This window comes from Wenzhouxiangella sp. YN9, from assembly GCF_056324165.1.
Map to the genome: position 1 here is coordinate 124,095 of NZ_JBJNIP010000115.1, position 25,272 is coordinate 149,366.

The window sequence follows — 25,272 nt, forward strand, 5'->3', positions numbered from 1 at the left end:
CTGTGCCTGTCGACAAACCGCGTTATCGGAACTTGCTGCAGGCTCACTACAGCGGCGTTGTCGCTCTTGGAAAGGGAATGACCCTTCCCGGCGAGCGACGCCTTGATTCGGGCCATTCCTGGAGCCCTGAATGCAACCTGCTTTGAGGCCGGACCAACAAAAAGCCCCGGCGCGGAGGCCGGGGCTTTTCGAACAGGCTGCTGGCTACAGGCAGCCATGGGCTTTTGAGCGGGCGTGCTTACATCATGCCGCCCATACCGCCCATGCCACCCATACCGCCCATGCCACCCATGTCCGGGGCACCGCCTTCATCCTTCTGCGGGATTTCGGCAACGGCCGCTTCGGTGGTGATCATCAGGCCGGCGACCGAGGCAGCGTTCTGCAGGGCAGAGCGCGTCACCTTGGTCGGGTCGAGAATGCCGGCGTCGATCATGTCGACGAACTCGCCGCTGGCGGCGTTGTAGCCGTAGTTGCCTTCGCCGTCGGAGACCTGAGCCAGAATGACCGAGGGCTCGCCGCCGGAGTTGGAAACGATCTTGCGCAGCGGCTCTTCCATGGCGCGCAGGGCGATCTTGATGCCGACGCGCTGATCTGCGTTGTCGCCGGTGAGTTCGGCAATGGCGTTGCGGGCACGCACCAGGGCGGTACCGCCGCCGGGAACGACACCTTCTTCAACAGCCGCACGGGTCGCGTGCAGTGCGTCTTCGACGCGCGCCTTCTTCTCCTTCATCTCGACTTCGGTAGCGGCACCAACCTTGATCACGGCGACACCGCCGGCCAGCTTGGCTACGCGTTCCTGCAGCTTTTCGCGATCGTAGTCGGAGCTGGCGTCCTCGATCTGGGCACGGATCTGGCCGACCCGGCTTTCGATCGCTGCGGCATCGCCGGCACCGTCAATCACGGTGGTGTTGTCCTTGTCGATCTGGACCTTCTTGGCCGAACCGAGCTGGTCGATGGTGGTCTTCTCGAGGCTCATGCCGACGTCCTCGGAAATCACCTGGCCGCCGGTCAGCACCGCCATGTCTTCGAGCATGGCCTTGCGGCGATCGCCGAAGCCGGGCGCCTTGACGGCAGCAACCTTGACCGTGCCGCGCAGGTTGTTGACCACCAGGGTGGCCAGCGCTTCGCCTTCGATGTCTTCGGCGCAGATCAACAGGCTGCGTGACTGCTTGGCCGCGCCTTCGAGGATCGGCAGCAGATCGCGCACGTTGGAGATCTTCTTGTCGTGCAGCAGGATGTAGGGGTTTTCCAGCTCGACCTGCATGGCCTGCTGGTCGGTGACGAAGTACGGCGACAGGTAGCCGCGGTCGAACTGCATGCCTTCGACAACCGACAGTTCGTTGTCCAGCGACTGGCCTTCTTCGACCGTGATCACGCCTTCCTTGCCGACCTTGCCCATGGCCTCGGCGATGATCTTGCCGATTTCTTCATCGCTGTTGGCCGAAATGGTGCCGACCTGGGCGATGGATTTGTCGGTGTCGCAGGGGGTGGACAGCTTGGCCAGCTCGTCGACGGCGGCACGCACGGCCTGATCGATGCCGCGCTTGAGGTCCATCGGGTTCATGCCGGCGGCAACAGCCTTGTGGCCTTCGCGCAGCATCGAGTGGGCCAGCACGGTGGCCGTGGTGGTGCCGTCACCGGCGGTGTCGGAGGTCTGGGAAGCAACTTCCTTGACCATCTGTGCACCCATGTTCTCGAACTTGTCTTCGAGCTCGATTTCCTTGGCCACGGACACGCCGTCCTTGGTCATGGTCGGGGCACCGAAGCTCTTTTCGAGCACGACGTTGCGGCCCTTCGGACCCAGCGTCACGCTGACTGCGTGAGCCAGCACATCAACGCCGCGCAGGATCTTGTTGCGGGCTTCTTCGGAAAATTTGACTTCTTTGGCGCTCATGATCTTGTTTCCTCTGAATCTTGAGTCTTTGGGATATCAGGTTATGCGGGTGGCGTGGTTCAGGACTCGATCACTGCCATGACGTCGTCTTCACGCATCACCAGCAGCTCGTCTTCGTCGACCTTGACCTCGGTGCCGGAGTACTTGCCGAACAGCACCGTGTCGCCCACCTTCACATCCAGCGCGCGTTTTTCTCCGTTTTCCAGGATCTTGCCGTTGCCGACAGCAAGCACTTCGCCGCGAATCGGTTTTTCGGTGGCGCTGTCGGGAATCACGATTCCGCCGGGGGTGGTGCGCTCTTCTTCAACGCGCTTGACGATGACGCGATCATGCAAAGGACGCAGTTTCATGGGTTTTTCTCCCTTGACTTAAGCGATTGTTAATGGTTGATGGCCTGACTGCCGGGTCGGTCGAGACCTCACCGGCGGACCTGGCCTGACTTGGGGCGCTTGGCAGCAGAAACAAGGTTCTGCCGCGACCGCGCCGACACGTTTGCCAAATGGAGTCCGGCGGTCTGCATTTCAAGGCTCCGAGTCGGATGTGGTCGCACATTTTCTTGGCAATAATGGCAGGCTGTTGGAATGCGGGCTTGCAACCGACTTCAACGCATCAGGAAACCGGATTGATCATGAGCGACGATATCTGCCTCGTACTGACAACATGCCCCGACCGCGAAACGGCTGAACGTCTTTCGGCAATGCTGGTCGAACAGAAGCTGGCCGCCTGTGTTTCGGCCGGATCGGGCGTGACCTCGACCTACCCCTGGCAGGGTCGGATCGAGCGCGCAAGCGAGATTCCACTGACCATCAAGACGACCCGGGCAAGGGTGAGTGCTCTCGAGCAGCAGCTGGTGGCGCATCATCCCTACGATGTGCCCGAGCTGCTGGTCGTGCCGGTCAGTGACGGACTGGAAGGCTATCTGCAATGGATTCGAGACTGGGTGCAATGATCACCGGAATGTCAGGCGTCGGCCGTGCCGGCCTGGCCCTGCTGCTGGTCGGTCTTTGGTCACTGCCGGGCCTGTCTCAGATAAACCCCGATGATCTTCTGCCGGTCGAGGAGGCGTTTGCCCTCGAGGCGAGTGTCGACGGCGACTCCCTGATTCTGCACTGGGATATCGCCAACGACTATTACCTCTATCGCCATGCCTTCGATGTGGCAGCAAGCGGTCAGGGTACCGTCCTCGGCGATCCCTTGATTCCGCCGGGAGCGCCCCAGGTCGACGAGTTCTTCGGCGAGACCGAAACCTACCGCAACGCCGTCACCGTGCGCGTGCCGCTGGAAGACCCGCCTGCCAACGCGATGGTGCAGGCCAGCGTTGCCTTTCAGGGGTGCGCCGATGTGGGGGTCTGCTATCCGCCGCACCGCCAGCAGGTGAACTTGCGCTTGCCGGATCGGCCGGCGGCATCGACATCAGGCGCTGATTTGTCGTCGGCGTTCGGCAGCCAGAGTGGTACCGGCAATGCGCTGGACTCGCTGCTGGGAAAACAGCGCCAGGCGCTGCCCGCCGAGGAGGCTTTCCGGATCGAAGCGATTGCCGGCGGTCCGCATACCGTTCTGGTGCGGGCCACGGCACAACCGGATTACTATCTCTACCGCGAGTCGTTCGCCTTCGAAATCGATGATTCCGAGGTGTCCGTGCGCGCCAGCGAGCTGCCGCCGGGCGAGCCCCAGACGGATGAGTATTTTGGCAACACTCGCGTCTACTTCGGGGACGTCGAAATCCCGCTCGAGCTCTCCCGTGCCGTCGACGGCGAGCGTGAAGTCACCCTGCATGCCAGCTTTCAGGGCTGCCTAGACGAGGGTATCTGCTATCCGCCGATGACCCGCGACATCGCGCTTGTGCTGCCACCGGCGCAAACCACTTCGACGGGCGCGGCGTCAGCCACGGGCAGCGCCCCGGCCGAGGTCAGTGAGGAGGTGGCAGAGGTTGTTCTGCCAAGCTCCGAGCAGGATCGTCTGGCGGCCGCTCTGGACGGGCGGCCGCTCGTTGCCATGGGGCTGTTCCTGATCGCCGGCCTGCTGCTGGCGTTCACGCCCTGCGTCTTCCCCATGGTGCCGATCCTGTCGGGGCTGATCGCCGGCGAGGGCGAGCGCATGACCACGGGCCGGGCCTTCCGCCTGTCGCTGGTCTATGTGTTGGCCATGGCGCTGGTCTATACCCTGTTCGGCGTGGTCGCCGGGTTGTTCGGCCAGAATCTGCAGGCGGTTTTCCAGCACCCGGCCATCCTGATCACATTCGCCGCGTTGTTTGTCGTGCTTGCGCTGGGCATGTTCGGCTTCTATGAACTGCAGCTGCCCTCCAGCCTGCAGACGCGGCTCAACGAGGTATCCAATCGTGCCGAGGGCGGCACCCTGCTCGGGGCGGCGATCATGGGTGCGCTGTCGGCGCTGATTGTCGGGCCCTGCGTTGCGCCGGCACTCATGGGAGCACTGATCTACATCGGCCAGACGGGCGACGCCGTGCTGGGTGGTCTGGCGCTGTTTGCCATGGCCATCGGCATGGGCATTCCGCTGGTGGTGTGGGGTACTTCGGCCGGCAAGCTGCTGCCGCGCGCCGGCGGCTGGATGAACGCGGTCAAGGCAGTGTTCGGCGTCGGCCTGCTGGCGCTGGCCGTCTGGATGCTCGAGCGGGTGTTGCCGGGCGCGGTCATCATGCTGCTGTGGGGTGCGCTGGCCATTGGCTGCGGTGTCTATCTGGGCGCCCTTACGCGCCTGGACCCCAGTGCCGGCGGCTGGCGCAAGCTGTGGCAGGCGCTGGGCGTGATGCTGCTGATCGTCGGTATCGCCCAGTTTGCCGGCGCGCTTTCGGGCGGGCGCGACTGGGTTCGTCCGCTGCATCACCTGGCGGGCTCCGGCGGCGGGGCGGCGGTGGCGCAGACACCGAGCTTTCGCGAGGTCGACTCGCTCGATCAGCTGCAAGCTGCGGTGGCCGCCGCCGATGGCCCGGTCTTTCTGGATTTCTATGCCGACTGGTGCGTTGACTGCGTGCGCATGGAGCGCCGGACCTTTCCCGATCCGGAGGTGGCCGCGCGCCTGAACGATTTCACCTTGCTCAAGGCCGATATCACCGCCTATGACGATGACCACAAGGCGATGCTGCAACACTTCGACTTGTTCGGCCCTCCGGCCTATCTGTTCTTCGCCGACGGTGAGGAGTTGGCCGACTACCGCATGTTCGGCTTTCTTTCGCCGCAGGACTTCCTGCCCCTGCTCGACGAGGTCGCCGGGCGGTCGCGCGCGCGCCGGGGGGGGTCGCAATGACTGGCTGGCGGCTGTGGGCTTCCGTGATCGTGCTGGGCTTTTTGCTGGGCACGGCGCTGGCATGGTGGACCAACCGCGCGCCGGCACCCGCCAGCGGACCCGAATCGGAACTGGCGCTCGGGGAGCCGCATCCCGGCTTCAATCTGCCGGCCCTCGATGGTGAGCGCGTCGCTGCCCAGCGCTTCGCAGGCCGCGCGATGCTGGTCAATTTCTGGGCCACCTGGTGCGCGCCCTGCCGGCGCGAAATGCCCGTGCTTCAGGACGCCAGCCAACGCCATGCCGACGCGCTTGCGGTGGTCGGTATCGCCCTGGACGACCCTGAAGCGGTCGGCCGTTTTGTCGACGAACTCGGCATCGACTACACCATACTGGCCGATCCAGATGAGGTCCTGGACGTGCAAAGCGATTGGGGCAACAGCGTTGGTGCCATGCCCTATACCGTGCTGGTCGACGCCGACGGCATCGTGCGCTGGCGCCACTTCGGCGAGGTGACGGCCGCAGAGCTCGAGGAGGCGCTGGCACCAAACCTGGATTGAAACAACCCGGACAACCCCCACTCCCCACTTCACACTTCACACTCACCCCACCATTCGCCACCGTATCTTCGCCCATCTTCATCGAACGTGTGGACAATTCCTCCACCATGCGGCACACTCGCCATTCTTTAGCACGCTCAGGAGTCGGCATGAGTGCCGTTCTCGTCGTTCACGGACCCAATCTGAACTTGCTCGGGCAGCGCGAGCCCGAGGTCTATGGGACGACGACGCTGACCGCTATCGACGAGAGGCTGATGCGCCTGGCCGCGGATCATGGGGTCGCGCTGCAAACGTTTCAGTCAAACGCCGAGCATGAGCTGGTCGAGCGCATTCAGGCCGCGGCCGCCGACGGCACGGACTGGATACTGATCAACCCGGCCGCATTCACGCATACCTCGGTCGCCATCCGCGATGCGCTGGCAGCCGTGGCGGTGCCGTTCGTCGAGGTTCACCTGAGTAATCCGCACGGCCGCGAACCATTTCGGCATCGCTCTTATTGCAGCGATCTGGCGGAGGGCGTCATCGTCGGGTTTGGCGCCGAATCGTACGTCCTGGCGCTGCAGGCTGTCATCAACAAGATCAAGGCTTCGGAATAGTATATGGACCTGAGAAAAATCAAGAAACTGATCGAGCTGCTCGAGCAATCCGAGCTGGGAGAAATCGAGATTCACGAGGGCGAGGAATCGGTTCGGCTCATTCGCCACCCGGCGCCGCAGCCTGCCCAGCCCGTGCAGCAGATTCCGGTTTCCGCGCCTCAGCCGGCGGCGGCAGCCGTGCCCCAGCCGGCCGCGGCCGACGCCGGCGGCAGCCCGCCCGCCGAGGCGGAGGAAGCCCTGCCTGAAGGCGAGGTGGTGCGCTCGCCGATGGTCGGAACCTTCTACTCTGCACCCAACCCCGAATCCGATCCTTTCGTTCGGACAGGAAGCAAAGTGTCGTCCGGTGACACGCTGTGCCTGATCGAGGCGATGAAGATGTTCAACCAGATCGAAGCCGAGTTCAGCGGCGAGGTGGTTGCCGTACTGGTCGAGGACGGCCAGCCGGTGGAGTTCGATGAACCCCTGTTTGTGATCCGCAAGGCCTGAGGCATCATGGCACCATTCAAGAAGGTACTCATCGCCAACCGCGGCGAAATTGCGCTGCGCATTCTGCGCGCCTGTCACGCCATGGGGATCCGCACGGTGGCCGTTCATTCCACGGTGGATCGCAACCTCAAGCACGTGGGCATGGCCGACGAATCGGTCTGTATCGGTCCGGCGCCTGCCAACCAGAGCTATCTGAACGTGCCGGCGATCATTGCCGCCATGGAAGTCGCCGATGCCGAGGCCGTGCATCCCGGTTACGGCTTCCTGGCGGAGAATCCGGATTTTGCCGAGCGGGTGGAAGAGTCCGGCTTTACGTTTATCGGGCCACGCGCGGAAACGATTCGCCTGATGGGCGACAAGGTGTCGGCCATCAATGCCATGCGTCAGGCCGGCGTTCCCTGCGTGCCTGGCTCCAACGGCCCGCTGGGCAATGATGACCGTCGCACCCGCAAGCTGGCCGACGAGATCGGCTATCCGGTACTGATCAAGGCGGCTGCCGGCGGCGGCGGACGGGGCATGCGCGTGGTCGAACACCCCGACGACCTGATCAAGTCGATCAGCCTCACGCGCCAGGAAGCTCGTCTGGGTTTCGGTGACCCGACGGTCTACATGGAAAAGTTCCTGACCAATCCCCGCCACATCGAGGTGCAGGTGCTGGCCGACAGCCACGGCAATGCCGTGCATCTGGGTGAACGTGACTGCTCGATGCAGCGACGCCACCAGAAGGTCATCGAGGAGGCACCCGCACCGGGAATTACAGCCGAAGAGCGTGAGCGCATCGGTCGGATCTGCACCGACGCCTGCCGACGCATTGGCTACCTTGGCGCAGGTACCTTCGAGTTTCTCTACGAAGACGGCGAGTTCTACTTCATCGAGATGAACACGCGTATTCAGGTCGAACACCCGGTCACCGAGGCCATCACCGGGCTGGATCTGATCCGCGCGCAGATCCTCGCCGCTGTCGGCGAGCCGCTGCCATTCGCGCAGGAAGATGTGTGCATCCAGGGGCATGCGGTCGAATGCCGCATCAACGCCGAAGATCCCGAAAAATTCATTCCCCAGCCGGGCACCATCAGCGCTTTTCATGCTCCGGGCGGGCCCGGCGTGCGTGTCGATTCACACATCTACGACGGCTACAAGGTGCCGCCCAACTACGATTCGATGATCGGCAAGCTGATCACCTTTGGCGAAACCCGCGATGCAGCAATCGAGCGCATGCGCGTGGCCCTGGACGAGATCGTGCTGCGCGGGGTGGTCACCAATATTCCGCTGCATCAGCGACTGATGGAGGATCCCGGCTTTCGCGAAGGCGGGACGAATATCCACTATCTGGAGAAGCTGCTTGAAAGATAGTTTTAAGTGTGAAGTTTTAAGTGTGAAGTGTTAAGTGTTAAGTGAGGGATTTCTTTATCGGGTGGGAAGAGGCTGAATTCCAGACAGCACCCCAACTGATCAGCACTAGGCTACTGCTTTACTTCACACTTCACACTTCACACTTTCAACTCGTGAGCGGTAACGCTCCGAAAGCGGCGTGAGCAACCAGATGGCCCAGGCGGTCGAGATCCGGGATGACTGCGTCGCGGCCTTCAACCTGGGCGTGGCCGGCGACTGCGATCGGATTCGACTCGGTATGCGTTTCTTCGAAGTTGTCTTCGGTGATCGTTACCAGGCTGGGGTGGCCCTGCGTGACGATTGCCATGTAGGGCATGCGGTCGGTATCGATCAGAGTCTTGAGAATACAGATACGCGCGGACTCGAGCGCTTCGCCGTCGGCCGTCTCGATCAGGCGGGAGAAGCTGATGACCGGCACCTGCCAGCCGTGCCACAGGATGGTTCCCAGCACCCAATCGACCGCCTGGGGAATGGGGTCGGGCTCGGTATAACCGACCATTTCGGCGACGGTGGCGTTGGGCAACAGAAGGTCGGCTCCCGTCACCGGGACCATCACGCTGCGTATTTCGATGTCGGACATGTTCGCTTCTATCCTTGCGGCACGGGCATCCGGAGCTGGTCGAAGACTTCTTCGACGAGGTCTGCCTCCCGATAGGGTTTGGTCAGATAGCCGTTGACGCCCAGATCTCGGGCGTGCTGGCGATGTTTCTCGCCGCTTCGCGAGGTGATCATCACCATTGGAAGGTGCTTCAGGCGCGGGTCGTTGCGTACATGGGTGGCCAGCTCGTAACCGTCCATGCGCGGCATTTCGATGTCGAGCAGAATCAGGTCGGGAACGCGCTCGAACATCGCTTCTACCGCATCCAGACCGTCACGGGCGGTCATTACCTCCAGGCCGCGGTGTTCAAGCACGCGGGCGGTCACGCGGCGCATGGTGATGGAGTCATCGACCACCATGACCAGCGGCGTGCGCTTGACTTCCTCGGCGCGCTCGGCGCGCGCATATTCGGCTTCGTGCCCGGGCAGCAGGTTCTTCTCGAAAGCGCGGCGAATGAGCGGCCCCATGTCGAGAATCGGTATGACCTGACCATCGCCGCTGATCGTACCGCCGAGAATGCCGGTAATCGAGCTGATCTGCGGGCCGACGGGCTTGATGACAATTTCGCGATGACCCTGCAGCTCGCTGACGCGCAGGGCAGCGCGGTGTTCGCCGGCCTCGATCATCAGCAGCGACAGGGTGCCTTCGGAAAGCTCTTCGACGTCGAAGCCGAGCTGGGTTTCCAGCTCGATGAGAGGGTACGGGTCGCCGGCGTACTCCTGGTGCGGATCGCTGGAGTGCACCTGGTGCTCCCATTCGGAGCTGAGCATTCGGGTCACGCCGCGCACCGCCTGCAGCGGAATGGCAAACTGGCGATCGGCCACGCGCACGATAATGGCCTGCATGACCGTCAGCGACAGCGGGATGCGGATGGTGAACTGCGCTCCCTGACCCGCGGTTGTCTCGGCGCGAACACTGCCGCCGATCTGACGGACTTCGTTGGCGACCACGTCCATGCCGATGCCGCGCCCGGCCAGTTCGCTGACCTGTTCGGCGGTGCTGAAGCCGGGGCGGAAGATCAGCTGGGCCAGCTCGCGTTCGCCGGTGTTTTCGGCCGCGGCCAGCAGGCCCTGACTGATCCCGCGCTCACGGATGGCGTCCAGATCCAGGCCGGCGCCATCGTCGCTGACGCGCAGTACCAGCTCGGTCGCCTCGCGGCTGACATCGATGTGGATGGTGCCGCTTTCGGGCTTGTCCCTGTCGCGGCGCTCCTGCGGCCGTTCGATGCCGTGCGAGACGGCGTTGCGCAGCAAATGCTCCAGCGGAGCGGTGATCCGATCGAGTACCGAGCGGTCGAGCTCGCCGTCGCCTTCGATATCCACGGCCAGATGCACCTGCTTGTCAAGCTCGCGACCGGCGTTGCGTACCACGCGGCGCAGCCGCGGCAGCAAGGTGTTGAAGGCCACCATGCGCGCCTGCATCAGCCCTTCCTGCAGTTCGGTGTTGACGCGCGACTGCTGCATCAGCAGCGTTTCCGACTGCCGCGTGGCGTCGTCGAGGATGGTCGTCAGGCTGGTAAGGTCGTTGACCGATTCACCCAGGGCGCGAGAGAGCTGCTGAATGGTGGAATAGCGATCGAGCTCGAGCGGATCGAAGGCTTCGTCGGTGGGTCCGTGCTCGCGCTCGTAGCGCGCCAGAATCTGTGCTTCGGTTTCGATTTCAAGCTTGCGCAGCTGGTCCCGGAGTCGAATGACGGTTTCGTCGACTTCCGCCACGTTGTTGCGGAAGACGTTGACCTGCTCTTCCAGACGCGAGCGGAAAATGCTGATTTCGCCGGCAAAGTTGACCAGGTTGTCCACCAGGTTGGCCGGCACGCGCAGCGTCTCCGAGCGTGCGGTCTGGTCTTCTCCGGCCGCATCGCCGGCCTCTGCCACCGGCTCCTGCACGGCTTCGGGCAGGATCTCTACCTCGTCGATCTCGTCGTCCTGTCCCGGCAGCAGCCCGTCGCTGGGGGCAGCCGGCATCGCTTCGCGATTCTTGACCGCCTCGACCATGCCGTGCAGGTGATCACAGCCGGTTTCGAGTGCGTCGATGCGATCCGTTGTCGCTCGGTGCAGGCCGGCGGCAATGCCTTCGAGCAGCTCTTCCATTGCATGGGCGACCGAGCCGATCTGATCGAGCCCGACCATGCGGCCGCTGCCCTTGATGGTGTGGAGATCGCGCTGCAGGCTGGTGACCAGCGCCTTGTCTTCGGGTGCCTCGCGCCATTGCTGCAGGGTTTCGTCGGAGCGCTCGAGAATTTCCTCAGCCTCTTCCATGAACGCTTCGAGCAGGTCCTCGTTGAGATTGGCGTACGGATCCTCGGCCAGCTCTGGCTCGGGCTCGGGCTCTGGCTCTGGCTCTGGCTCTGGCTCTGGCTCTGGCTCTGGCTCTGGCTCTGGCTCTGGCTCGGGCTCGGGCTCGGGCTCGGGCTCGGGCTCGGGCTCGGGCTCGGGCTGTTCCGCAGCGGGCTCGTCCACGAAGCCGGGTTCCTGCGTTTCGTCGGCGTGTTCCGGCCCGTCTTCGCCATCGACTGCTGCAGCCGGCTCCGGGGCGTCGTCGCCGGGTTCGGTTTCGTCGAATGCATCTGGCGCATCGCCGACCGGCTCGGCAAATACGTCTTCCTCGTCTTCGGTGGCGAGCGCCTCGGGCGGCCAGGTCGGTTCCGTCCGGTCGCGATAGGCCAGGCCATGCAGGCGACGCAGCTCGGTCGAGAGCGCTTCGGTATCGAATTCGCTGTCGGCCACCTGTTCGCCCTGAAGGCGGTCCAGGCGCTTCTGAAACAGCGCCTGACAGGCCAGGATCGCAGTGAAGCCGGCCTCGTCGGGGGCTTCGCCGGAATGCGCCAGTTCTTCCAGGTACTGTTCGAAAATCTGGGCGCTGTCGTTTTCATCGCCAATGGGCGCCAGACGCATGGTGCCTTTCATGGTGTGAACGGCACGCACAAGGCTGTCGTCGATGCTGCCCGGTGAGTCGGCCTGTCGGGCTTGTTCGACCCACTGATCCAGGGTTTCGAGATTTTCCGACAGCTCCTTGACCATCAGCTCGATGAGGGTCGGATCCAGGCCTTCGAGCTCGGCGTTTGCGGCCGCAGCCGCCGCGGCACTTGGTGAGACCTCGCCGGAGGCAACCTGCTCGGCGCTTTCGGCCAGCTTGGCGCAGGCGGCTTCGTCATGGATCTGCTCGCCTTCGCCGGAAAGCCGTGCGCGCATGCTTGGCAGCATGTCCATCGCTGCGGCAATGAAATCCATCACTGCCGGTTCGGGCTCGAGCTGGCCGTCGAGCACGCGGTTGAGCAGGCTTTCCATCTGCCAGGAAAACTCGCCGATTTCCTCCGCGCCGGCCATCCGGCCCGAACCCTTGAGAGAGTGGAAGGATCGGCGAATGGTCGTCAGCGTGTCGTTGTCGTCCGGACTCTGGCGCCACTTCGGCAGCATCTGTTCGAGCGTTTCGAGCTCCTGATCGAACTCTTCCAGGAAGATTTCGACAATGTCGAAGTCGTCCATGCCGAAATCGTCGCTGGCGGCCGGGCTTTCCCCGTGCTCTTGCTCGGGTATGTCTTCGGGCTGGGGTGCCGGCGGCGCTGCCTCGGCTGCGTCGTCGATCGGCACCGGCGCGCCCTGTTGGCCGGTTTCGGCGATCAGGTCGGCGGAGAAGTCGAAGTCGCTTTCAACCTGGAAGTCGGCTTCGATGTTGAAGTCCGGCCCGTCATCGACCTGGCCCGGCTCGATCTCGGGGGTCTTCTCGGTATCGTCCGGTTCGCCATCGACCGCCTCGGCGCTTTCAGGCGGTGCCTCTGCCGTGGCTGCAGCTTCCGTATCGAGCGTCTCCTCGCCCCGGTCGGCGGTTTCCGCAGCCGGCGCCGCTTCGGTGACCTCGTCGTGTTCGGCGGCCGGCGCGACGCTGTCAGTGCCGGCGCTGCCGGGCCAGTAACCCAGCTCTTCGAGCTGCTGGCGGGTGTTGGCAAAGTAACGCCGGCCGTTTTCGTCCAGCCGGGTGTGAGCGTCGAAGTAGAACTCCAGGATGGTCAGCGCCTCGGCCAGAATTTCCAGCTGGCCGCTGGCGGGTTCATCGGCTTCGATCAGCTGGGCGGCGATCAGCGCGGTCGCCGCCGCAAGCATGTCGGCGCCGTCTTCGAGTTCGGCCATGTAGAGCACACGCGCAATGCGGTCGAGCATTTCGCCCGCCTCGCCGGCGGCCGAGGGTTCGGCCTTGCCGCGGTTGAGCGCGTCCAGCTGGCTCTTGGCGTGGGAAAGGTCCTCTCCGGCCTCATGAAACATCTGCCGCAGAACCCGGCGCCATTCCGAGGCCGGCAGCAGGGTGCCGGAGAGATCCTGTTCGTCTTCGGCGCTCTCGGCTTCGGTTTCAACCAGGCCAAGGTTTTCTTCAAGCTGGGATTCGACCACCAGCAGTTCGCGCGCGACGTTGAGCAGGGCCGGGTCGTCGGCATCGGATTCCAGCCGGGAGAGGTGTTCGGCCTGTGTGCGGATGCGTCGCGCCAGCCGGTCGAGACCGAGCATGGCCAGGGATTCGCCCACCGAGCCCAGCAGTTCGGTCTGCTTTTCCAGCAGGTCCGGATCGGTGGAGCGCTCGAGCTGGGTGCCCAGGGTGTCCTTGATCTGAGCCAGGTCTTCGCGTGCAGCCTGGGTGACCGCCGCGAACAGGGCGCGATTGCGCCCGGCGAGGAAAGCACGCGCCTGGCTGGCCGCTTCCGGCGCGTGCTCGTCCAGGCTGAAAGCGTTCCACGCTTCGCGCGCCGTGTCATTGGCCGGGCGGTTGATGGCCAGGTTGAACAGGAAGGCGCGACACAGTGCGTCGGCAGCCTCGTCAACATTGTCTGCGCCGTCGGCCAGGCTCTTGAGCAGGGCGTCCAGGCGGGCGTATTGCCGCGCCAGGGTCGGGCTGCTTTCCAGGTCGCCGACCTTGAGCGAGGCCGAGACCGCAGCCGCGGCCCAGCCGGCGCGCCGGGCCGAGGCTGCCAGCCCGGAGTGATCGCGCATGGCCAGGCCAATGCGAGTCAGTTCCTCGAGCGAGTGCTGGTCCTGATTGTTGACCAGAAAGACGCCCAGCGCCTGCTGCAGGCTGCGTCGCAGTTCGCCGGCGGGCGTTGCGTCGCTGCCCGCGGGCAGTTCGACATGATCGACGGCGGGCGTAAAGAACTCGGATTCGTCGAGCGGCCTGGCGCCCACGGTGGTGCGCAGGCTGTTGACCGTTGGCAGCAGCACCAGCGGTGCGTCGCGATGGGTGCTGGCAAGGTAGTCCAGGTAGTCGGGCAGGGTGGCGCAGGCCTCCATCAGGGCGTTCAGCGCTTCTTCTTCACGCCCGAAGTCATCCTTGCGGATGGCCTCGAGCGCTTCGGCCATCGCTTCGCCGAGCAGCTCGCCGCTGTGGAATTCGAGCACCGAGAGGCTGCCGGCAATGCGTCGGGCGGCCTCGATGGCGCCGTCGAGGTCGGAGGGGCTGCGATCCGTGCCGGCCGCGCTCCAGTGCTCCACCGCCTGGAGAATTTCCTGGCCGAGCTCGTCGATCAGCGGACGCGTCCACTGCAGGGACTGGTGGGTGCCAGAGTTGCTCATGTCGGCGAATTGTTCAGCAGGCTGCAACGCATTTGAATCGTACTCCAGGTGCCGCCGCCCGCGCGGGCGCCCGGCGCCCGCGGCAGGAAGCGGTCAATCAGTCTTCGTCTTCGGGCAGCGTGAAGTCGGCCACCGAGTCGCGAAGCTCGCGCACCAGCTCGGCAAGGTTGGCCACCGATCTGGCGGTCTGGCCGGTCCCTTCGGTCGTCTGGATGGAAATGTCTCGAATCGAGTTCATCATCTCGGCGATACGGGTGGCGTTCCGGGACTCCTGCTGCGCCTGTTTGGAGATTTCGTTAATCAGTCCGGCGAGGTCGTTCGACACGTTTTCAATCGACTCGAGCGCCTCACCGGCATCCTCGGCCAGTCGGGCACCCGACACCACCTGAGAAGTGGTCTGCTCCATCGAGGTGACCGCCTCGGAGGTGTCGGCCTGAATGGTCTGCACCAGCGCCTCGATTCGCCGCGTGGCGTTGGTAGCGCGCTCGGCCAGTCGCTGCACTTCGTCGGCAACCACCGCAAAACCGCGACCGGCACCGCCGGCTGATGCGGCCTGAATGGCGGCGTTGAGCGCGAGCACGTTGGTCTGCTCGGAAATGCCGTTGATCAGCTCGACAATGTCGCCAATTTCCTGCGAGGACTCGCCCAGGCGCTTGATTCGCTTCGAGGTTTCCTGAATCTGGTCGCGAATGCTGTCCATGCCCGAAATCGTCTGGCGCACCATGTCGGCGCCGCGGTTGGCGATTTCGACCGAATTCTGCGCCACGTCGGCTGATTGGCTGGAACGCTGGGCCATGTCGTCAAAGGACTGGGCCATTTCGTTGATGGTTTCGGTGGCCGAGCGGATTTCCTGCGCCTGGTGCTCACTGGCCTCGGCCAGCTGAGTGGTGGTGGCCCGCGTTTCCTGCGCCTGGGCCGCCACCTGCTGAGCGGTGGTGTTGACGCCCGAGACCAGGTCGCGCAGGGCCTCCACGGCATAGTTGACCGAGTCGGCGATGGCGCCGGTGACGTCCTCGGTGACGGTGGCCTGTACGGTCAGGTCACCATCGGCGAGCGATGACATTTCGTCGAGCAGGCGGAGGATGGCCTCCTGGTTTCTCTGGTTGACTTCGGCCGTCTGTCGCGCCGCCCGGCGCTGCTGGAAGTAGGCGCTGGCGCCGATCAGGAACAGGATCAGCAGGGCGGCGGCCGCAATCGCCAGCCCGGCCAGCAGTGAGGGCCAGAGGACGCCTTCACCCAGGTTGGCATATTCGTCGGCCAGTTCGCGCGTCTGGTCGGTCAGGACTTCGGCGTCCAGGAAGATTTCGTCGGCGGCGTCGCGCACCTCGAACAGGTCGGTCGAGGCGGTCAGGATGGTATCGACGTCGAGCCGGACCTCATCGAAAATCGGCACCACTTCGGCGAGCGCCTCGAGTACGCGGCTGTTGCGCACGGCCGGCAGTCCGAGATCCTCGTCACCGTTGATCAGCCCCTGCAGCACGCGATTGAACAGGCTGGCGTCGCGGCTGAAGGCATCGGCTGCGGCGATGGCCGACTGCCCGCCGGCAAGAATGGTGTTGACGCGCCGCAACATGCGGTCGGCCAGCGCCAGCTGGCGGCTGGCGACGTAAATCTGAACGGTCGGGGCGCCGGTCTCGATCATGTGGCGGACCACTTCGTCGGACTGCGCCTGCAGGCGCGGAATGTTGCTGTTGAACGTGGTTGCCGCTTCGGCCAGTTCGACCACCAGATCCGAGCGGCCGAGAATCGCCGAGGCGTTGGCGTCGATGCCTGACCAGGTCGCTTCGAGCCTCGACAGCGGCGTGTCAACGCGCGCCGGCGAGGGCGGCAGTTCGGTTTCGGGATTGCCGTTTCGCAGCGTGCTGATCGACTCGTCGATGATGTTGCGCGTGTTGCCGAGCTCATCGAAGGCTTCGAAGTTGCCGACGGCGGCCTCCCCGGCAGCCTTTGCCAGCTGCTGTGCGCGCACCTGAATCTCGGTGGTCAACCCCAGATACTGGGTCTCCTGGGTATTGCGCTGGTTGAGGAGATAAAAGTTGTAGGCGACCAGGCCCAGAAGGGCGACCAGCAGAATGAACAGGAGTGCCTGCGCTGGAGAAAGTCGCTGCTGTGTGGATTGTGTCGCGGCGCTGCTCATGCCTTCACCTCATCTTGTAATACGCTGGGGCATCCGGTGGCCAGGCGATACCGCCGAATGCCGTGTCCATCTGCTGTGGCTCGCGTCAATACCCGGGCGTATCGCCGCGGGCTCGACGGATTGCTGAATGATTCATGCACGTTGGTTCTGTCCCTTTGCTTCACTCTTCCCGGGCGCCGTTGATGAACTCCTGGTTGGCCTGGAGTTCATCGAGCCTGAGCACCCCCCACTTGCGTTCACTGGTTTCGAATTGCTGCGCGACCAGCCCCGCCAGGGCGGTGTCGTCCCACTCGGTCGCGCTTTTGAGATCGTCGGTATGGAAATGTCGCTGGCCGAAGACTTCGTCAACTACCAGGCCGGCCAGGCGACCCTGAATACGAGTAATGATCAGCCGCGTGCGATTGGTCACCGGCGTGCGGCTGCCGAACAGGAACCAGCCGAGATCGGAAACGGGCGCCAGGTTGCCGCGCACGTTGGCCAGGCCCAGCAGCCACTCCTTGGCGCCGGGGATCAGGGTGTAGGACGGGAAGGCGATGATTTCATCGATCTGGTTGATGCGGCAGGTCAGATAGTAATCACCAAGACGAAAGACCACGCCGTCCCAGTTGCTGATCTGTTGCTGGCGCGCGGATTCGCCAACGTCGTGTTCGAGACTGCGACGCTCATAGTCGGCCAGGCGCGCGAACAGGGAAAGGCGGCCTGATTCCGTTTTGGTCGCGAGCTGCTGGTCCCCTTGCATTGTCCCTCTCGAATTCCTCTGGCCGTCGTCGTCAGGCCGCTGCGGCGCGTTCACGCTGCTGGCGCACGGCGGCAAGGAGCTCATCGCGCGTGAACGGTTTGGTCAGATAATGGTCAGAGCCGACAATACGCCCGCGGGCCTTGTCGAACAGCCCGTCCTTGCTGGTCAGCATGACCACCGGCACGTTCTTGAAACGCGCGTTGTTCTTGATGATCGCGCAGGTCTGGTAGCCATCGAGACGGGGCATCATGATGTCGACGAAAATCAGATCCGGCTCGTGCTTGTGGATCAGCGCCAGCGCCTCGAAGCCGTCGTTGGCGGTGATCACCTCGCAGCCTTCCTTGCTGAGCATGGTTTCAGCCGAGCGCCGAATGGTTCGGCTGTCGTCGATCAGCATGATCTTGAGGCCGCTGAGATCGGCTGTCATGTCTTCTCCGCTGTCGCTGTTTTGATCTGCGCTCATGGTCTGCCTGATGCCGCTGACGGATACACCTGTGGATTTTGACGGCTAGGTTAGTCTATCTTCGGCGAATTTGCCAATCCAGTAGAATTGTGTCACAGAAGTCCATGGGATTACAGATGTTTCCCGGTTTCTGAGAGCGACCACCCGGGCCGTCGTGCCGGGCCAGTCTGACGCAACGGAGCATACATGCGCAAGAACCTCGTCGTGGTAATGGACGACATAGCGGCCATCACAGTGGCCAAGGACACATCGCTGGCGATGCTGCTCGAGGGGCAGCGCCGCGGTTATCAACTGTGGTATCTGGGCGTAACGGAGCTGTATCTTGACGGCGCTGAATGTCGTGCGCGAATGCGCGCGGTGCGCGTCGCAGACGATCCCGAGGATTGGTATGCGCTGGGCGAGTCGGTCGATCGACCGCTGGGTCCGGATGACCTGGTACTGATGCGCACCGATCCGCCGGTGGATGACAACTATCTGTTTGCCACCTACCTGCTCGGGCAGGCCGAGGCCGCCGGTGCGCTGGTGGTCAACCGTCCCCAGGCCCTGCGTGATTTCAACGAGAAGCTGGCCATTGCGCGCTTCCCCGAGCTGATTCCGCAAACCCTGGTCAGCGCTGATGCCGCCACGCTGCGCGATTTTGTCGGCCGGACCGGTCGTGCGGTGCTCAAACCGCTTGATGGCATGGGCGGCAAGAGCATTTTTCTGGTCGATCGTGATGAGCGCAATCTCAACGTCGTCATCGAAACCCTGACCGACAATGGCCGGCGGATGGCCATGGCTCAGGAGTTTCTGCCGGCCATTTCCGAAGGCGACAAGCGCGTGCTGATCGTGCACGGCCAGCCCGTGGACAAGCTGCTGGCGCGCATTCCCGGAAAAGGCGATTTTCGCGGCAATCTGGCGCGCGGGGGTCGGGGTGAGGGGCGGCCGCTGGAGCCCGCCGACCGAGCGATTGCCGAGACCGTGGGGCCGGTGCTGCTCGAGCACGGCATTGAATTTGCCGGGCTCGACATCATTGGCGACCGGCTTACCGAGATCAACGTCACTTCACCGACCTGTGTCAGAGAGCTCGATGCCCAGTTCGGAATCAACATCATCGGTGACCTGTTCGATGCAGTCGACCCATGACGGCAGCGCGCTCAGCGCCTCGGGGCAGCGACTCGCTGGCCATTGCTGCAGCCGTGGCGGTGGGCCTGCACGCGGCCATTATCGGGCTGGTGCACTTCGAGTTTCTCGGCAGCAAGCCTGACAGCGTGCCCAGCAGCCTGGATGTCGTGCTGGTGGAATGGGCCACCGAGGAAGCGCCCGACGAAGCCGACTTTCTTGCCGCAGCAAGTCAGCGCGGCGGCGGCACGGCTGAAGAGGTCGATCGGCCTGCCGAGCCGATGGCCACCAGCCGCGAGGAGGAAACAGCGCCGCTGGACCAGGAGGCCAGCGACGCGGCTGCGCAGGCGCAACCCGAGCAGGTCGATGAGGTTGTGCAGGTTGAGCACGAACAGCGGGCCAACCCGATCCGGGAGCAAACCGAGAGCGATCCGGAGGTCGAGGTCTCGACCAGCGAACTCATCGAGCAGTCGCGCTCGATCGCGCGCAGTTCGACCGAGCGCTTCAGTGACGCCGTCGACTATCCCGAGCGACCGCGACGCAAGTTCGTCTCGGCGAATACGCGTGAGCATCTTTATGCCGGCTACATGCGCTCGTGGGTCTCCAAGGTAGAGCGCGTGGGCAACCTCAATTATCCTGCGCGTGCGCGACGCGAGAATCTGGCCGGGGCGCTGGTGCTCAGCGTGGATGTTTTCGAGGACGGCAGCGTTGGCCGGATTCGCGTCCTGCGCTCCTCCGGGCATGATGTGCTCGACGCCGCCGCGGTGCGCATCGTGCGCCTGTCTGCGCCCTTTGCACCGCTGCCGGCGGAAATCCGGGAAGAGGCCGATTTGCTCACCATTACGCGCACTTGGCAGTTTTCCAGTGCCGGCGTGCTGCACGGCGAATGAGCCGCGCAGCGGCGTTTTCGGGTTTTCGCCGCTTTCGTCCCCATATCGGCTGCTGGATCCACTGGTAGAATGAAAGCCGTGAGTTACCTTGAACATCAATTCCTGATTGCCATGCCGGGCATGGAAGACCCCAACTTCATGCGCGGCGTGACGCTGATGTGCCAGCACAATGAAGAAGGCGCGCTGGGCATTACCATCAACCGCGCCTCCGACTATGTGCTCGAAGACGTGCTCGAGCAGCTGGGGCTCAGCTGCGAGGATGCGCAGCTGGCCAATCAGCCGGTCTACGTCGGCGGCCCGGTCCATCCCGAGCGCGGGTTCGTTCTGCACAGCGACGATCGCAGCTGGGAAGCCACCGTCGATGTCGGCGAAGGCATCTGCGTGACCACCTCACGAGACGTGCTTGAGGCCATTTCCGAAGGCGAGGGGCCGGAGAAGTTCCTGGTGGCCCTGGGCTATGCCGGTTGGGAGTCCGGGCAGCTCGAGGAAGAAATGCGCCAGAACGCCTGGCTCAACGTGATGGCGAATGCCGAGGTCATTTTCGACCTGCCGGCCGAGCAGCGCTGGGAAGAAGCCGTGGCGCGGCTGGGCATCGACGTGGCCACGCTGCAACCCGCCGGCGGGCATGCCTGACGCAGCCGCTGCGCTGCTGGGAATCGACTTCGGCCAGCGCACCGTGGGGGTGGCCGTCGGTCATCGCCTGACCGGGTCTGCGCGCCCGCTCGATCCCATTCGCTATCGCAGCAACGACGGGTTGTTGCAGCAGCTCGACGCAGTCATCCGCCAGTGGCGGCCAACACGCATCGTGCTCGGGCTGCCGCTGGCCGGTGACGGCAGCGAGTCGGACATGAGCCGACGGGTGCGGGATTTTGGCGCCGACCTGCAGGCGCAGTATCCGCATGCCGAAATCAGCTTTCAGGACGAGCGCCTGAGTTCACACGCCGCGGCCGAGCGCCACGCCGGCCGCCGACAACAGGGGCGTGCCCGGCGCAGCGACGCCAAACGCCTCGACAGCGTCGCCGCCACCGTGATTCTCGAATCCTGGATGGGGGAGCATCCTTGAGAAACAGGCACTTGCTTGCCATTGATCGTCTGGCCGACGACGATATCGAGCGCATTCTCGAGCGCGCCTGTGCCCTGTCACGCGGCGCTGAGGTGCGGCGGCTTCATGCCACGGTGGCCAACCTGTTCTACGAGCCCAGCACCCGCACTCGCGTCTCGTTCGAATTGGCAGCGCGCCGTCTGGGCATGGGCGCAGTCAACATCGAGCTCGAGCATTCCTCGACCACCAAGGGCGAGACCCTGGAAGATACCGCGGCCACGCTGGCGGCCATGGGGATTGACGCCGTCGTTCTGCGCCACCCCGAAAGCCACCGCGTCGCGCAGCTGGCCGCGACCGCGGCGGGCCTGCATCTGATCAATGCCGGTGACGGCCATCATGCACATCCCAGCCAGGCTCTGCTGGATGCAGCCACGCTGCGTTCCCGCGGCCTTGATCCGGCCGGGCTGAAGTTCGCGATCGTCGGCGACGTTCGTCACTCGCGGGTGGCCGGTTCCGGCATACAGCTGTGGCAGCGTCTGGGCGCGGCCGAAATCCGCCTGGCCGGGCCACGCGCAATGCTGCCCGACAGCCCGCCGGTTGCCGTGGCGAGCCTGCACGACAAGCTCAGCGAAGCCGTGAGCGGTGCCGACGTGATCATGATGCTGCGCGTTCAGCACGAGCGCATGGATCGTGCCGGCTGGCCAGAGCGCGAGGCCTATTTTGCCGACTGGGGCCTGACCGAAGCCCGCCTGGCACAGGCCGCGCCGGGCTGCCTGGTGATGCACCCGGGGCCGATCAACCGCGGCATGGAAATCGATGCCGCGGTGGCTGACGGCCGGCGCTCGCTGATCCTCGAACAGGTGAGGATGGGGGTGTTTGCCCGGATGGCGATTTTCGAGTGGCTGTTCGGCTGACGGCGACTTGGCCGTCGGGTTTGTTTGTGCCGGCGTCATTCGTTCCGCCCGGCCTGCGTCGCGGGCTGATGCGCTGCGCAGCATGTCACGCGGCGCCTTGCGATGGCTGGTGATTCCCGCTTGCAGTGCGGGTTTCGACAAGTCAAAGGCGTTCCGCCCGCCTGCTTCGCAGGCTGATGGTGGGTTACTTTTTCCAGAGCGAAAAAGTAACCAAGAAGCGCTCTTCAAGGTCAACGTCTCACGCTCGATTGTTTTAGGACTGGCTTGCTGTGCGGGCTGGCCCCTTCGCGGCGCTGCCTTCGCCAAAATTCCGTCGGAGGATCCGGTGGCGTTCGCAATATATGGAACGAAGCCGACAGACCGGCGGCCCGCCTTCGATCGGCGGGCCATGGATGGGCGTAGCGACGCGGCGGCTCCGGCCACGCGTTGCTTGCGTTGGTGCCGGTCCGCTACCTCGTCCGTCGCGGACGTAACCGCGACCTGCCGTCTGCGCCCAAGGCATTGCGGGGTTGTGATGGTGGCCTGCATCGATCGGGGCCACGTCCCTGACGGACGACTATTGCCAAGCCCGCCAACAGCCTGCCAATCAGGCGGACGGAACGCCTTTGACTTGTCAGGGCTTGCTCATTGCCCGGTGACGCCCGCCTCATCGACGTCTTCGATGCACGAAGCGTCCCGATAGAAGAGAAACGCCGGTACAGGGCGGCACCCGCCGCAGCCGGGTGACCACAACCGATACCCGGCCCGTCAGCGACGCGAATTCAGTCTAGGAATCGTCCTCGAGTTGTTTCTCGAGCGCCTCGAGCTTCTCTCGCGTCCGTGCCAGCACCTTCTTCTGAATCTCGAATTCCTCGCGCGTGACCAGATCCATGCGGTCGAAGGCGGATTCGAGTACGGCGCGAAACTGCTCTTCCAGTTCGGCGCGGGCGCTGCGCACTTCCCTGGGCACGGCAGCCGCCAGCCGGCGGGTGATTTCGTCAAGGGTCTGAAAGTCGGGGCGCATGAGGCATCCTTGAGTTCTTGAAACTGCAGACTAGCGCAGATTGAAACCGGAATGGGCGGTCCGGGTCGATCGATGCAACCGGTTCACCGCCGCCGGGACCGGATGATTCCGGCGCATGCACGCTGTCGCAATCTGCGTTAATCTCTTGTCATCATGGTTCCCGAAAATCCCAGGCGAAACGATGAAGCTCATTACCGCCATCATCAAGCCCTTCAAGCTCGACGACGTGCGTGACGCACTGGGCGAGGTGGGTGTGACCGGCATGACGGTTTCGGAGGTCAAGGGTTTCGGGCGCCAGAAGGGGCACACCGAGCTTTATCGGGGCGCCGAATACGTGGTCGATTTCCTGCCCAAGCTCAAACTCGAGATTGCCGTGCCGGACGACGCTGCCGAGCGCGTGGTCGAGACCATCGTCGAGACCGCCGCGTCGGGCCGTATCGGCGACGGCAAGATCTTCGTCACCGCGCTGGAGCGCACGGTGCGCATCCGTACCGGTGAAGAGGGTGATGATGCGTTGTAATCATTGCCGCAGCAACCGATAGACCCGTGGACTGATAACGTGCCGAGAGCCGTGGGCAGCCGGCTGTGGCCGGCGGCTCCGAATGGCCGACAGGCACCTGCCAAGTGAGAACAGCCAATATGAAAATGCCCGTATGGACTATTGCGGCCGCCGCGCTGCTGGCGCTTGCGGCCTGTGGTCAGAATGACTCCGATGCGCCGCTCGAGCCCGCTGAACAATGGCAGGTAAAAATCGGAGCCGATCCGCACAGTTTTGCCGAGTACGAGCAGGTGCGTATCGCGCACCTGCGCCTGGACCTGAAGGCCGATATGGAGGCGCACAGCCTGTCGGGGCAGGTCGTGCTCGAGCTCGAGCGCACCGACCCGGAGCATCCGCGCCTGGTGCTCGACACCCGCGGGCTGGAAATCCGCGACGTGACCGCGCCTGCAGGCGGGGGCAACCATCAGCCGCTGACCTGGCGCCTGGCCGACACGGAGACGCGCGGCGATCTGGGTCAGCCCCTGGTCATCCTCCTTCCCGAGGGGGTCGATGAGGTGCGCATCGACTACGCCAGCTCACCCGAGGCCTTCGGGCTGCAGTGGCTCAGCGGCGAACAGACGAGCTCGGGCAAGCCGTTCATGTTCTCCCAGAGCCAGCCGCATTACGCGCGCACCTGGGTTCCGCTGCAGGACACGCCAGCCGTGCGCTACACCTACGATGCCACCATTCGCGTGCCCGAAGAGCTGATGGCCGTCATGGGTGCGGCCGGCAATCCCTCGGAAAAGAACGATCGCGGTGAGTATCAGTTCCACATGCCGCAGCCGGTGCCTTCCTACCTGATGGCCATTGCCATCGGTGATCTCGAATTCGCTGAAACCGGTCCGCGCACCGGCGTCTACGCCGAGCCGCAGCTGCTCGAGGCTGCCAAAGCCGAATTCGACGTGCTCGAGCAAATGGTCGATATCGGTGTCGATCTCTATGGCGAATACCGCTGGGGTCGCTACGACCTGCTGATACTGCCGCCGAGCTTTCCCTTCGGAGGAATGGAAAATCCGCGCCTGAACTTCATCACGCCAACCATCATTGCCGGCGACGGCAGCCTGCTTGGCCTGGTCGCGCATGAGCTGGCGCACTCGTGGTCGGGCAACCTGGTCACCAACGCCGCCTGGCGGGATCTATGGCTCAACGAGGGCTTCACTGTCTATATCGAGTCGCGCATCATGGAGGCGCTCTATGGCAAGGAAGTCGAGCGTCAGCTCGCTGTTCTGGAGTGGGAGGACCTGACCGAAGAGCTTGAGCATACCGATGACAGCATGGGCAGCCTGGTGCTGGATGTTGACGGCAAGGATCCGGAGCAGGCGCTCACCGGTGTGCCTTACGGCAAGGGTCGTTTCTTTCTCGAGTGGATCGAGCAGCGTGTCGGGCGCGCGGCCATCGACAGTTTCCTGCAGGCCTACTTCGACCACTTCGCCTTCCAGTCGATCACGACTGCAACCTTCCGCGGCTACCTGCAGGAAAACCTGGTGGCAAAGCATGCCGATGAGCTGAGCATGGAAGAAGTCGATCAGTGGCTCTACCAGGGCGGGCTGCCCGATTACGCCGTCGCACCGGAGTCGGACGCCTTCGAGCAGGTTGATGACTGGCGCCAGCGCTGGCTCGACCACGAGGTTGCCGCTCAGGACCTGCCGGGCGATGAATGGTCGGTCTACCAGTGGCTGCACTTCCTCACCGGTCTAGAAGACAAGCTCGACGCCGAGCGCATGGCCAGGCTCGATGCCGCCTTCGAGCTGACCGCTGCCGGCAACTACGAAATCCTGTTCCAGTGGCTGATGCGCACCATAGAGACGCAGTACGAACCGGGCATCGAGCGCCTCGAGGCCTTCCTCTTGAACGTCGGGCGCAACAAGTTCACCCGCCCGCTCTACGGCGCTCTGGCTGACAGCGACTGGGGCCGGGAGTGGGCCATTGACGTCTACCAACGTGCCCGGCCCGGCTACCATCCGCTCACGCGCCAGGCCAGCGAGCGCGCGTTGGAGATTGCTCGGGACTGAGCCTGAACATTGAATCCACGGAAGATACGGAAGCACACGGACCGGAAAATCCGAAGCCGTTTGCTTCGGCGGATCGCCGGAAGCTTGCAGCGCTCAAGGCGGCCGATGGGCG

At 64.0% G+C, this 25,272-nt stretch carries 21 protein-coding genes; 13 read left to right on the forward strand and 8 right to left on the reverse strand.

What is annotated here, in order from left to right; translation table 11 throughout:
- Positions 1-238: 238 nt before the first annotated feature.
- Both groL and groES read right to left on the reverse strand, forming a co-directional pair.
- Positions 239-1,894 carry a chaperonin GroEL gene (gene groL, locus ACEWQ0_RS12585; protein ID WP_476485505.1) on the reverse strand — a complete coding sequence of 552 codons (1,656 nt, stop codon included), beginning with the start codon at positions 1,892-1,894 and terminating at the stop codon, positions 239-241.
- 59 nt (positions 1,895-1,953) lie between these two features.
- The gene (gene groES / locus ACEWQ0_RS12590) at positions 1,954-2,244 is read right to left on the reverse strand and encodes a co-chaperone GroES (protein WP_476481451.1); all 291 of its coding nucleotides are present in this window, start codon (positions 2,242-2,244) and stop codon (positions 1,954-1,956) included.
- A gap of 278 nt (positions 2,245-2,522) precedes the next feature.
- Here groES and cutA point away from each other — a divergent pair, with 278 nt between their 5' ends.
- The 6 genes from cutA (at position 2,523) to accC (ending at position 8,129) form a co-directional block, all read left to right on the forward strand.
- Positions 2,523-2,843 carry a divalent-cation tolerance protein CutA gene (cutA, locus tag ACEWQ0_RS12595; RefSeq protein WP_476481450.1) on the forward strand — a complete coding sequence of 107 codons (321 nt, stop codon included), beginning with the start codon at positions 2,523-2,525 and terminating at the stop codon, positions 2,841-2,843.
- Positions 2,819-5,158 carry a protein-disulfide reductase DsbD gene (locus ACEWQ0_RS12600; RefSeq protein ID WP_476485506.1) on the forward strand — a complete coding sequence of 780 codons (2,340 nt, stop codon included), beginning with the start codon at positions 2,819-2,821 and terminating at the stop codon, positions 5,156-5,158. Before cutA ends, ACEWQ0_RS12600 begins: the two co-directional genes overlap by 25 nt.
- On the forward strand, positions 5,155-5,694 hold the full coding sequence (locus ACEWQ0_RS12605) for a TlpA family protein disulfide reductase (RefSeq protein ID WP_476485507.1): 540 nt from the start codon (positions 5,155-5,157) through the stop codon (positions 5,692-5,694). Before ACEWQ0_RS12600 ends, ACEWQ0_RS12605 begins: the two co-directional genes overlap by 4 nt.
- Positions 5,695-5,843: 149 nt before the next feature.
- Positions 5,844-6,290, forward strand: coding sequence for a type II 3-dehydroquinate dehydratase (aroQ, locus tag ACEWQ0_RS12610; protein WP_476481447.1), 447 nt, complete (start codon positions 5,844-5,846; stop codon positions 6,288-6,290).
- 3 nt (positions 6,291-6,293) lie between these two features.
- Positions 6,294-6,776 carry an acetyl-CoA carboxylase biotin carboxyl carrier protein gene (gene accB, locus ACEWQ0_RS12615; RefSeq protein WP_476481446.1) on the forward strand — a complete coding sequence of 161 codons (483 nt, stop codon included), beginning with the start codon at positions 6,294-6,296 and terminating at the stop codon, positions 6,774-6,776.
- A gap of 6 nt (positions 6,777-6,782) precedes the next feature.
- Positions 6,783-8,129 (forward strand): acetyl-CoA carboxylase biotin carboxylase subunit, encoded by a 1,347-nt coding sequence (gene accC, locus ACEWQ0_RS12620; protein WP_476485508.1) that lies wholly within the window; start codon positions 6,783-6,785, stop codon positions 8,127-8,129.
- A 145-nt stretch (positions 8,130-8,274) separates the two neighbouring features.
- On the opposite strand, the gene ACEWQ0_RS12625 is transcribed toward accC, so the two are convergent.
- The 5 genes from ACEWQ0_RS12625 to ACEWQ0_RS12645 all read right to left on the reverse strand — a co-directional run bounded on the left by ACEWQ0_RS12625 (position 8,275) and on the right by ACEWQ0_RS12645 (position 17,660).
- Complete coding sequence (locus ACEWQ0_RS12625; RefSeq protein ID WP_476481444.1) at positions 8,275-8,748, reverse strand: chemotaxis protein CheW; 474 nt, start codon at positions 8,746-8,748, stop codon at positions 8,275-8,277.
- Between the two features lie 8 nt (positions 8,749-8,756).
- Positions 8,757-14,321: a hybrid sensor histidine kinase/response regulator gene (locus ACEWQ0_RS12630; RefSeq protein WP_476485509.1), complete on the reverse strand. Its 5,565-nt coding sequence runs from the start codon at positions 14,319-14,321 to the stop codon at positions 8,757-8,759.
- A 97-nt stretch (positions 14,322-14,418) separates the two neighbouring features.
- Positions 14,419-16,458: a methyl-accepting chemotaxis protein gene (locus ACEWQ0_RS12635; protein ID WP_476481442.1), complete on the reverse strand. Its 2,040-nt coding sequence runs from the start codon at positions 16,456-16,458 to the stop codon at positions 14,419-14,421.
- Positions 16,459-16,618: 160 nt separating this feature from the next.
- On the reverse strand, positions 16,619-17,197 hold the full coding sequence (locus tag ACEWQ0_RS12640; RefSeq protein ID WP_476481441.1) for a chemotaxis protein CheW: 579 nt from the start codon (positions 17,195-17,197) through the stop codon (positions 16,619-16,621).
- Between the two features lie 31 nt (positions 17,198-17,228).
- On the reverse strand, positions 17,229-17,660 hold the full coding sequence (locus ACEWQ0_RS12645) for a response regulator (protein WP_476481440.1): 432 nt from the start codon (positions 17,658-17,660) through the stop codon (positions 17,229-17,231).
- Between the two features lie 186 nt (positions 17,661-17,846).
- On the opposite strand from ACEWQ0_RS12645, the gene gshB reads away from it, so the two are divergent.
- The 5 genes from gshB to ACEWQ0_RS12670 all read left to right on the forward strand — a co-directional run bounded on the left by gshB (position 17,847) and on the right by ACEWQ0_RS12670 (position 21,607).
- Positions 17,847-18,785: a glutathione synthase gene (gene gshB, locus ACEWQ0_RS12650; protein WP_476485510.1), complete on the forward strand. Its 939-nt coding sequence runs from the start codon at positions 17,847-17,849 to the stop codon at positions 18,783-18,785.
- Positions 18,782-19,651: an energy transducer TonB gene (locus ACEWQ0_RS12655; RefSeq protein ID WP_476485511.1), complete on the forward strand. Its 870-nt coding sequence runs from the start codon at positions 18,782-18,784 to the stop codon at positions 19,649-19,651. The genes gshB and ACEWQ0_RS12655 overlap by 4 nt, the downstream gene beginning before the upstream one ends.
- Before the next feature lie 69 nt (positions 19,652-19,720).
- Entirely contained in the window at positions 19,721-20,284 is a 564-nt protein-coding gene (locus tag ACEWQ0_RS12660; RefSeq protein WP_476481437.1) for a YqgE/AlgH family protein, read from the forward strand.
- On the forward strand, positions 20,277-20,714 hold the full coding sequence (gene ruvX / locus ACEWQ0_RS12665) for a Holliday junction resolvase RuvX (RefSeq protein WP_476481436.1): 438 nt from the start codon (positions 20,277-20,279) through the stop codon (positions 20,712-20,714). The genes ACEWQ0_RS12660 and ruvX overlap by 8 nt, the downstream gene beginning before the upstream one ends.
- Entirely contained in the window at positions 20,711-21,607 is an 897-nt protein-coding gene (locus tag ACEWQ0_RS12670) for an aspartate carbamoyltransferase catalytic subunit (RefSeq protein ID WP_476485512.1), read from the forward strand. The genes ruvX and ACEWQ0_RS12670 overlap by 4 nt, the downstream gene beginning before the upstream one ends.
- Positions 21,608-22,373: 766 nt before the next feature.
- Here the strand turns inward: ACEWQ0_RS12670 and ACEWQ0_RS12675 are convergent.
- Complete coding sequence (locus ACEWQ0_RS12675) at positions 22,374-22,610, reverse strand: accessory factor UbiK family protein (protein ID WP_476481434.1); 237 nt, start codon at positions 22,608-22,610, stop codon at positions 22,374-22,376.
- Between the two features lie 181 nt (positions 22,611-22,791).
- On the opposite strand from ACEWQ0_RS12675, the gene ACEWQ0_RS12680 reads away from it, so the two are divergent.
- On the forward strand, positions 22,792-23,130 hold the full coding sequence (locus tag ACEWQ0_RS12680) for a P-II family nitrogen regulator (protein ID WP_476481433.1): 339 nt from the start codon (positions 22,792-22,794) through the stop codon (positions 23,128-23,130).
- 119 nt (positions 23,131-23,249) lie between these two features.
- Positions 23,250-25,160: a M1 family metallopeptidase gene (locus ACEWQ0_RS12685; protein ID WP_476485513.1), complete on the forward strand. Its 1,911-nt coding sequence runs from the start codon at positions 23,250-23,252 to the stop codon at positions 25,158-25,160.
- Positions 25,161-25,272 lie beyond the last annotated feature (112 nt).

Coding starts and splice junctions, on each gene's coding strand:
- ruvX (WP_476481436.1), top strand. CDS start 20,277: ATGCCTGACGCAGCCGCTGCGCTGCTGGGAATCGACTTCGGCCAGCGC.
- ACEWQ0_RS12685 (WP_476485513.1), top strand. CDS start 23,250: ATGAAAATGCCCGTATGGACTATTGCGGCCGCCGCGCTGCTGGCGCTT.
- accB (WP_476481446.1), top strand. CDS start 6,294: ATGGACCTGAGAAAAATCAAGAAACTGATCGAGCTGCTCGAGCAATCC.
- ACEWQ0_RS12600 (WP_476485506.1), top strand. CDS start 2,819: ATGGATTCGAGACTGGGTGCAATGATCACCGGAATGTCAGGCGTCGGC.
- ACEWQ0_RS12640 (WP_476481441.1), bottom strand. CDS start 17,197: ATGCAAGGGGACCAGCAGCTCGCGACCAAAACGGAATCAGGCCGCCTT.
- ACEWQ0_RS12655 (WP_476485511.1), top strand. CDS start 18,782: ATGACGGCAGCGCGCTCAGCGCCTCGGGGCAGCGACTCGCTGGCCATT.
- aroQ (WP_476481447.1), top strand. CDS start 5,844: ATGAGTGCCGTTCTCGTCGTTCACGGACCCAATCTGAACTTGCTCGGG.
- ACEWQ0_RS12625 (WP_476481444.1), bottom strand. CDS start 8,748: ATGTCCGACATCGAAATACGCAGCGTGATGGTCCCGGTGACGGGAGCC.
- ACEWQ0_RS12680 (WP_476481433.1), top strand. CDS start 22,792: ATGAAGCTCATTACCGCCATCATCAAGCCCTTCAAGCTCGACGACGTG.
- groL (WP_476485505.1), bottom strand. CDS start 1,894: ATGAGCGCCAAAGAAGTCAAATTTTCCGAAGAAGCCCGCAACAAGATC.
- ACEWQ0_RS12635 (WP_476481442.1), bottom strand. CDS start 16,458: ATGAGCAGCGCCGCGACACAATCCACACAGCAGCGACTTTCTCCAGCG.
- ACEWQ0_RS12630 (WP_476485509.1), bottom strand. CDS start 14,321: ATGAGCAACTCTGGCACCCACCAGTCCCTGCAGTGGACGCGTCCGCTG.
- cutA (WP_476481450.1), top strand. CDS start 2,523: ATGAGCGACGATATCTGCCTCGTACTGACAACATGCCCCGACCGCGAA.
- gshB (WP_476485510.1), top strand. CDS start 17,847: ATGCGCAAGAACCTCGTCGTGGTAATGGACGACATAGCGGCCATCACA.
- ACEWQ0_RS12645 (WP_476481440.1), bottom strand. CDS start 17,660: ATGAGCGCAGATCAAAACAGCGACAGCGGAGAAGACATGACAGCCGAT.
- accC (WP_476485508.1), top strand. CDS start 6,783: ATGGCACCATTCAAGAAGGTACTCATCGCCAACCGCGGCGAAATTGCG.
- ACEWQ0_RS12605 (WP_476485507.1), top strand. CDS start 5,155: ATGACTGGCTGGCGGCTGTGGGCTTCCGTGATCGTGCTGGGCTTTTTG.
- groES (WP_476481451.1), bottom strand. CDS start 2,244: ATGAAACTGCGTCCTTTGCATGATCGCGTCATCGTCAAGCGCGTTGAA.
- ACEWQ0_RS12660 (WP_476481437.1), top strand. CDS start 19,721: ATGAAAGCCGTGAGTTACCTTGAACATCAATTCCTGATTGCCATGCCG.
- ACEWQ0_RS12675 (WP_476481434.1), bottom strand. CDS start 22,610: ATGCGCCCCGACTTTCAGACCCTTGACGAAATCACCCGCCGGCTGGCG.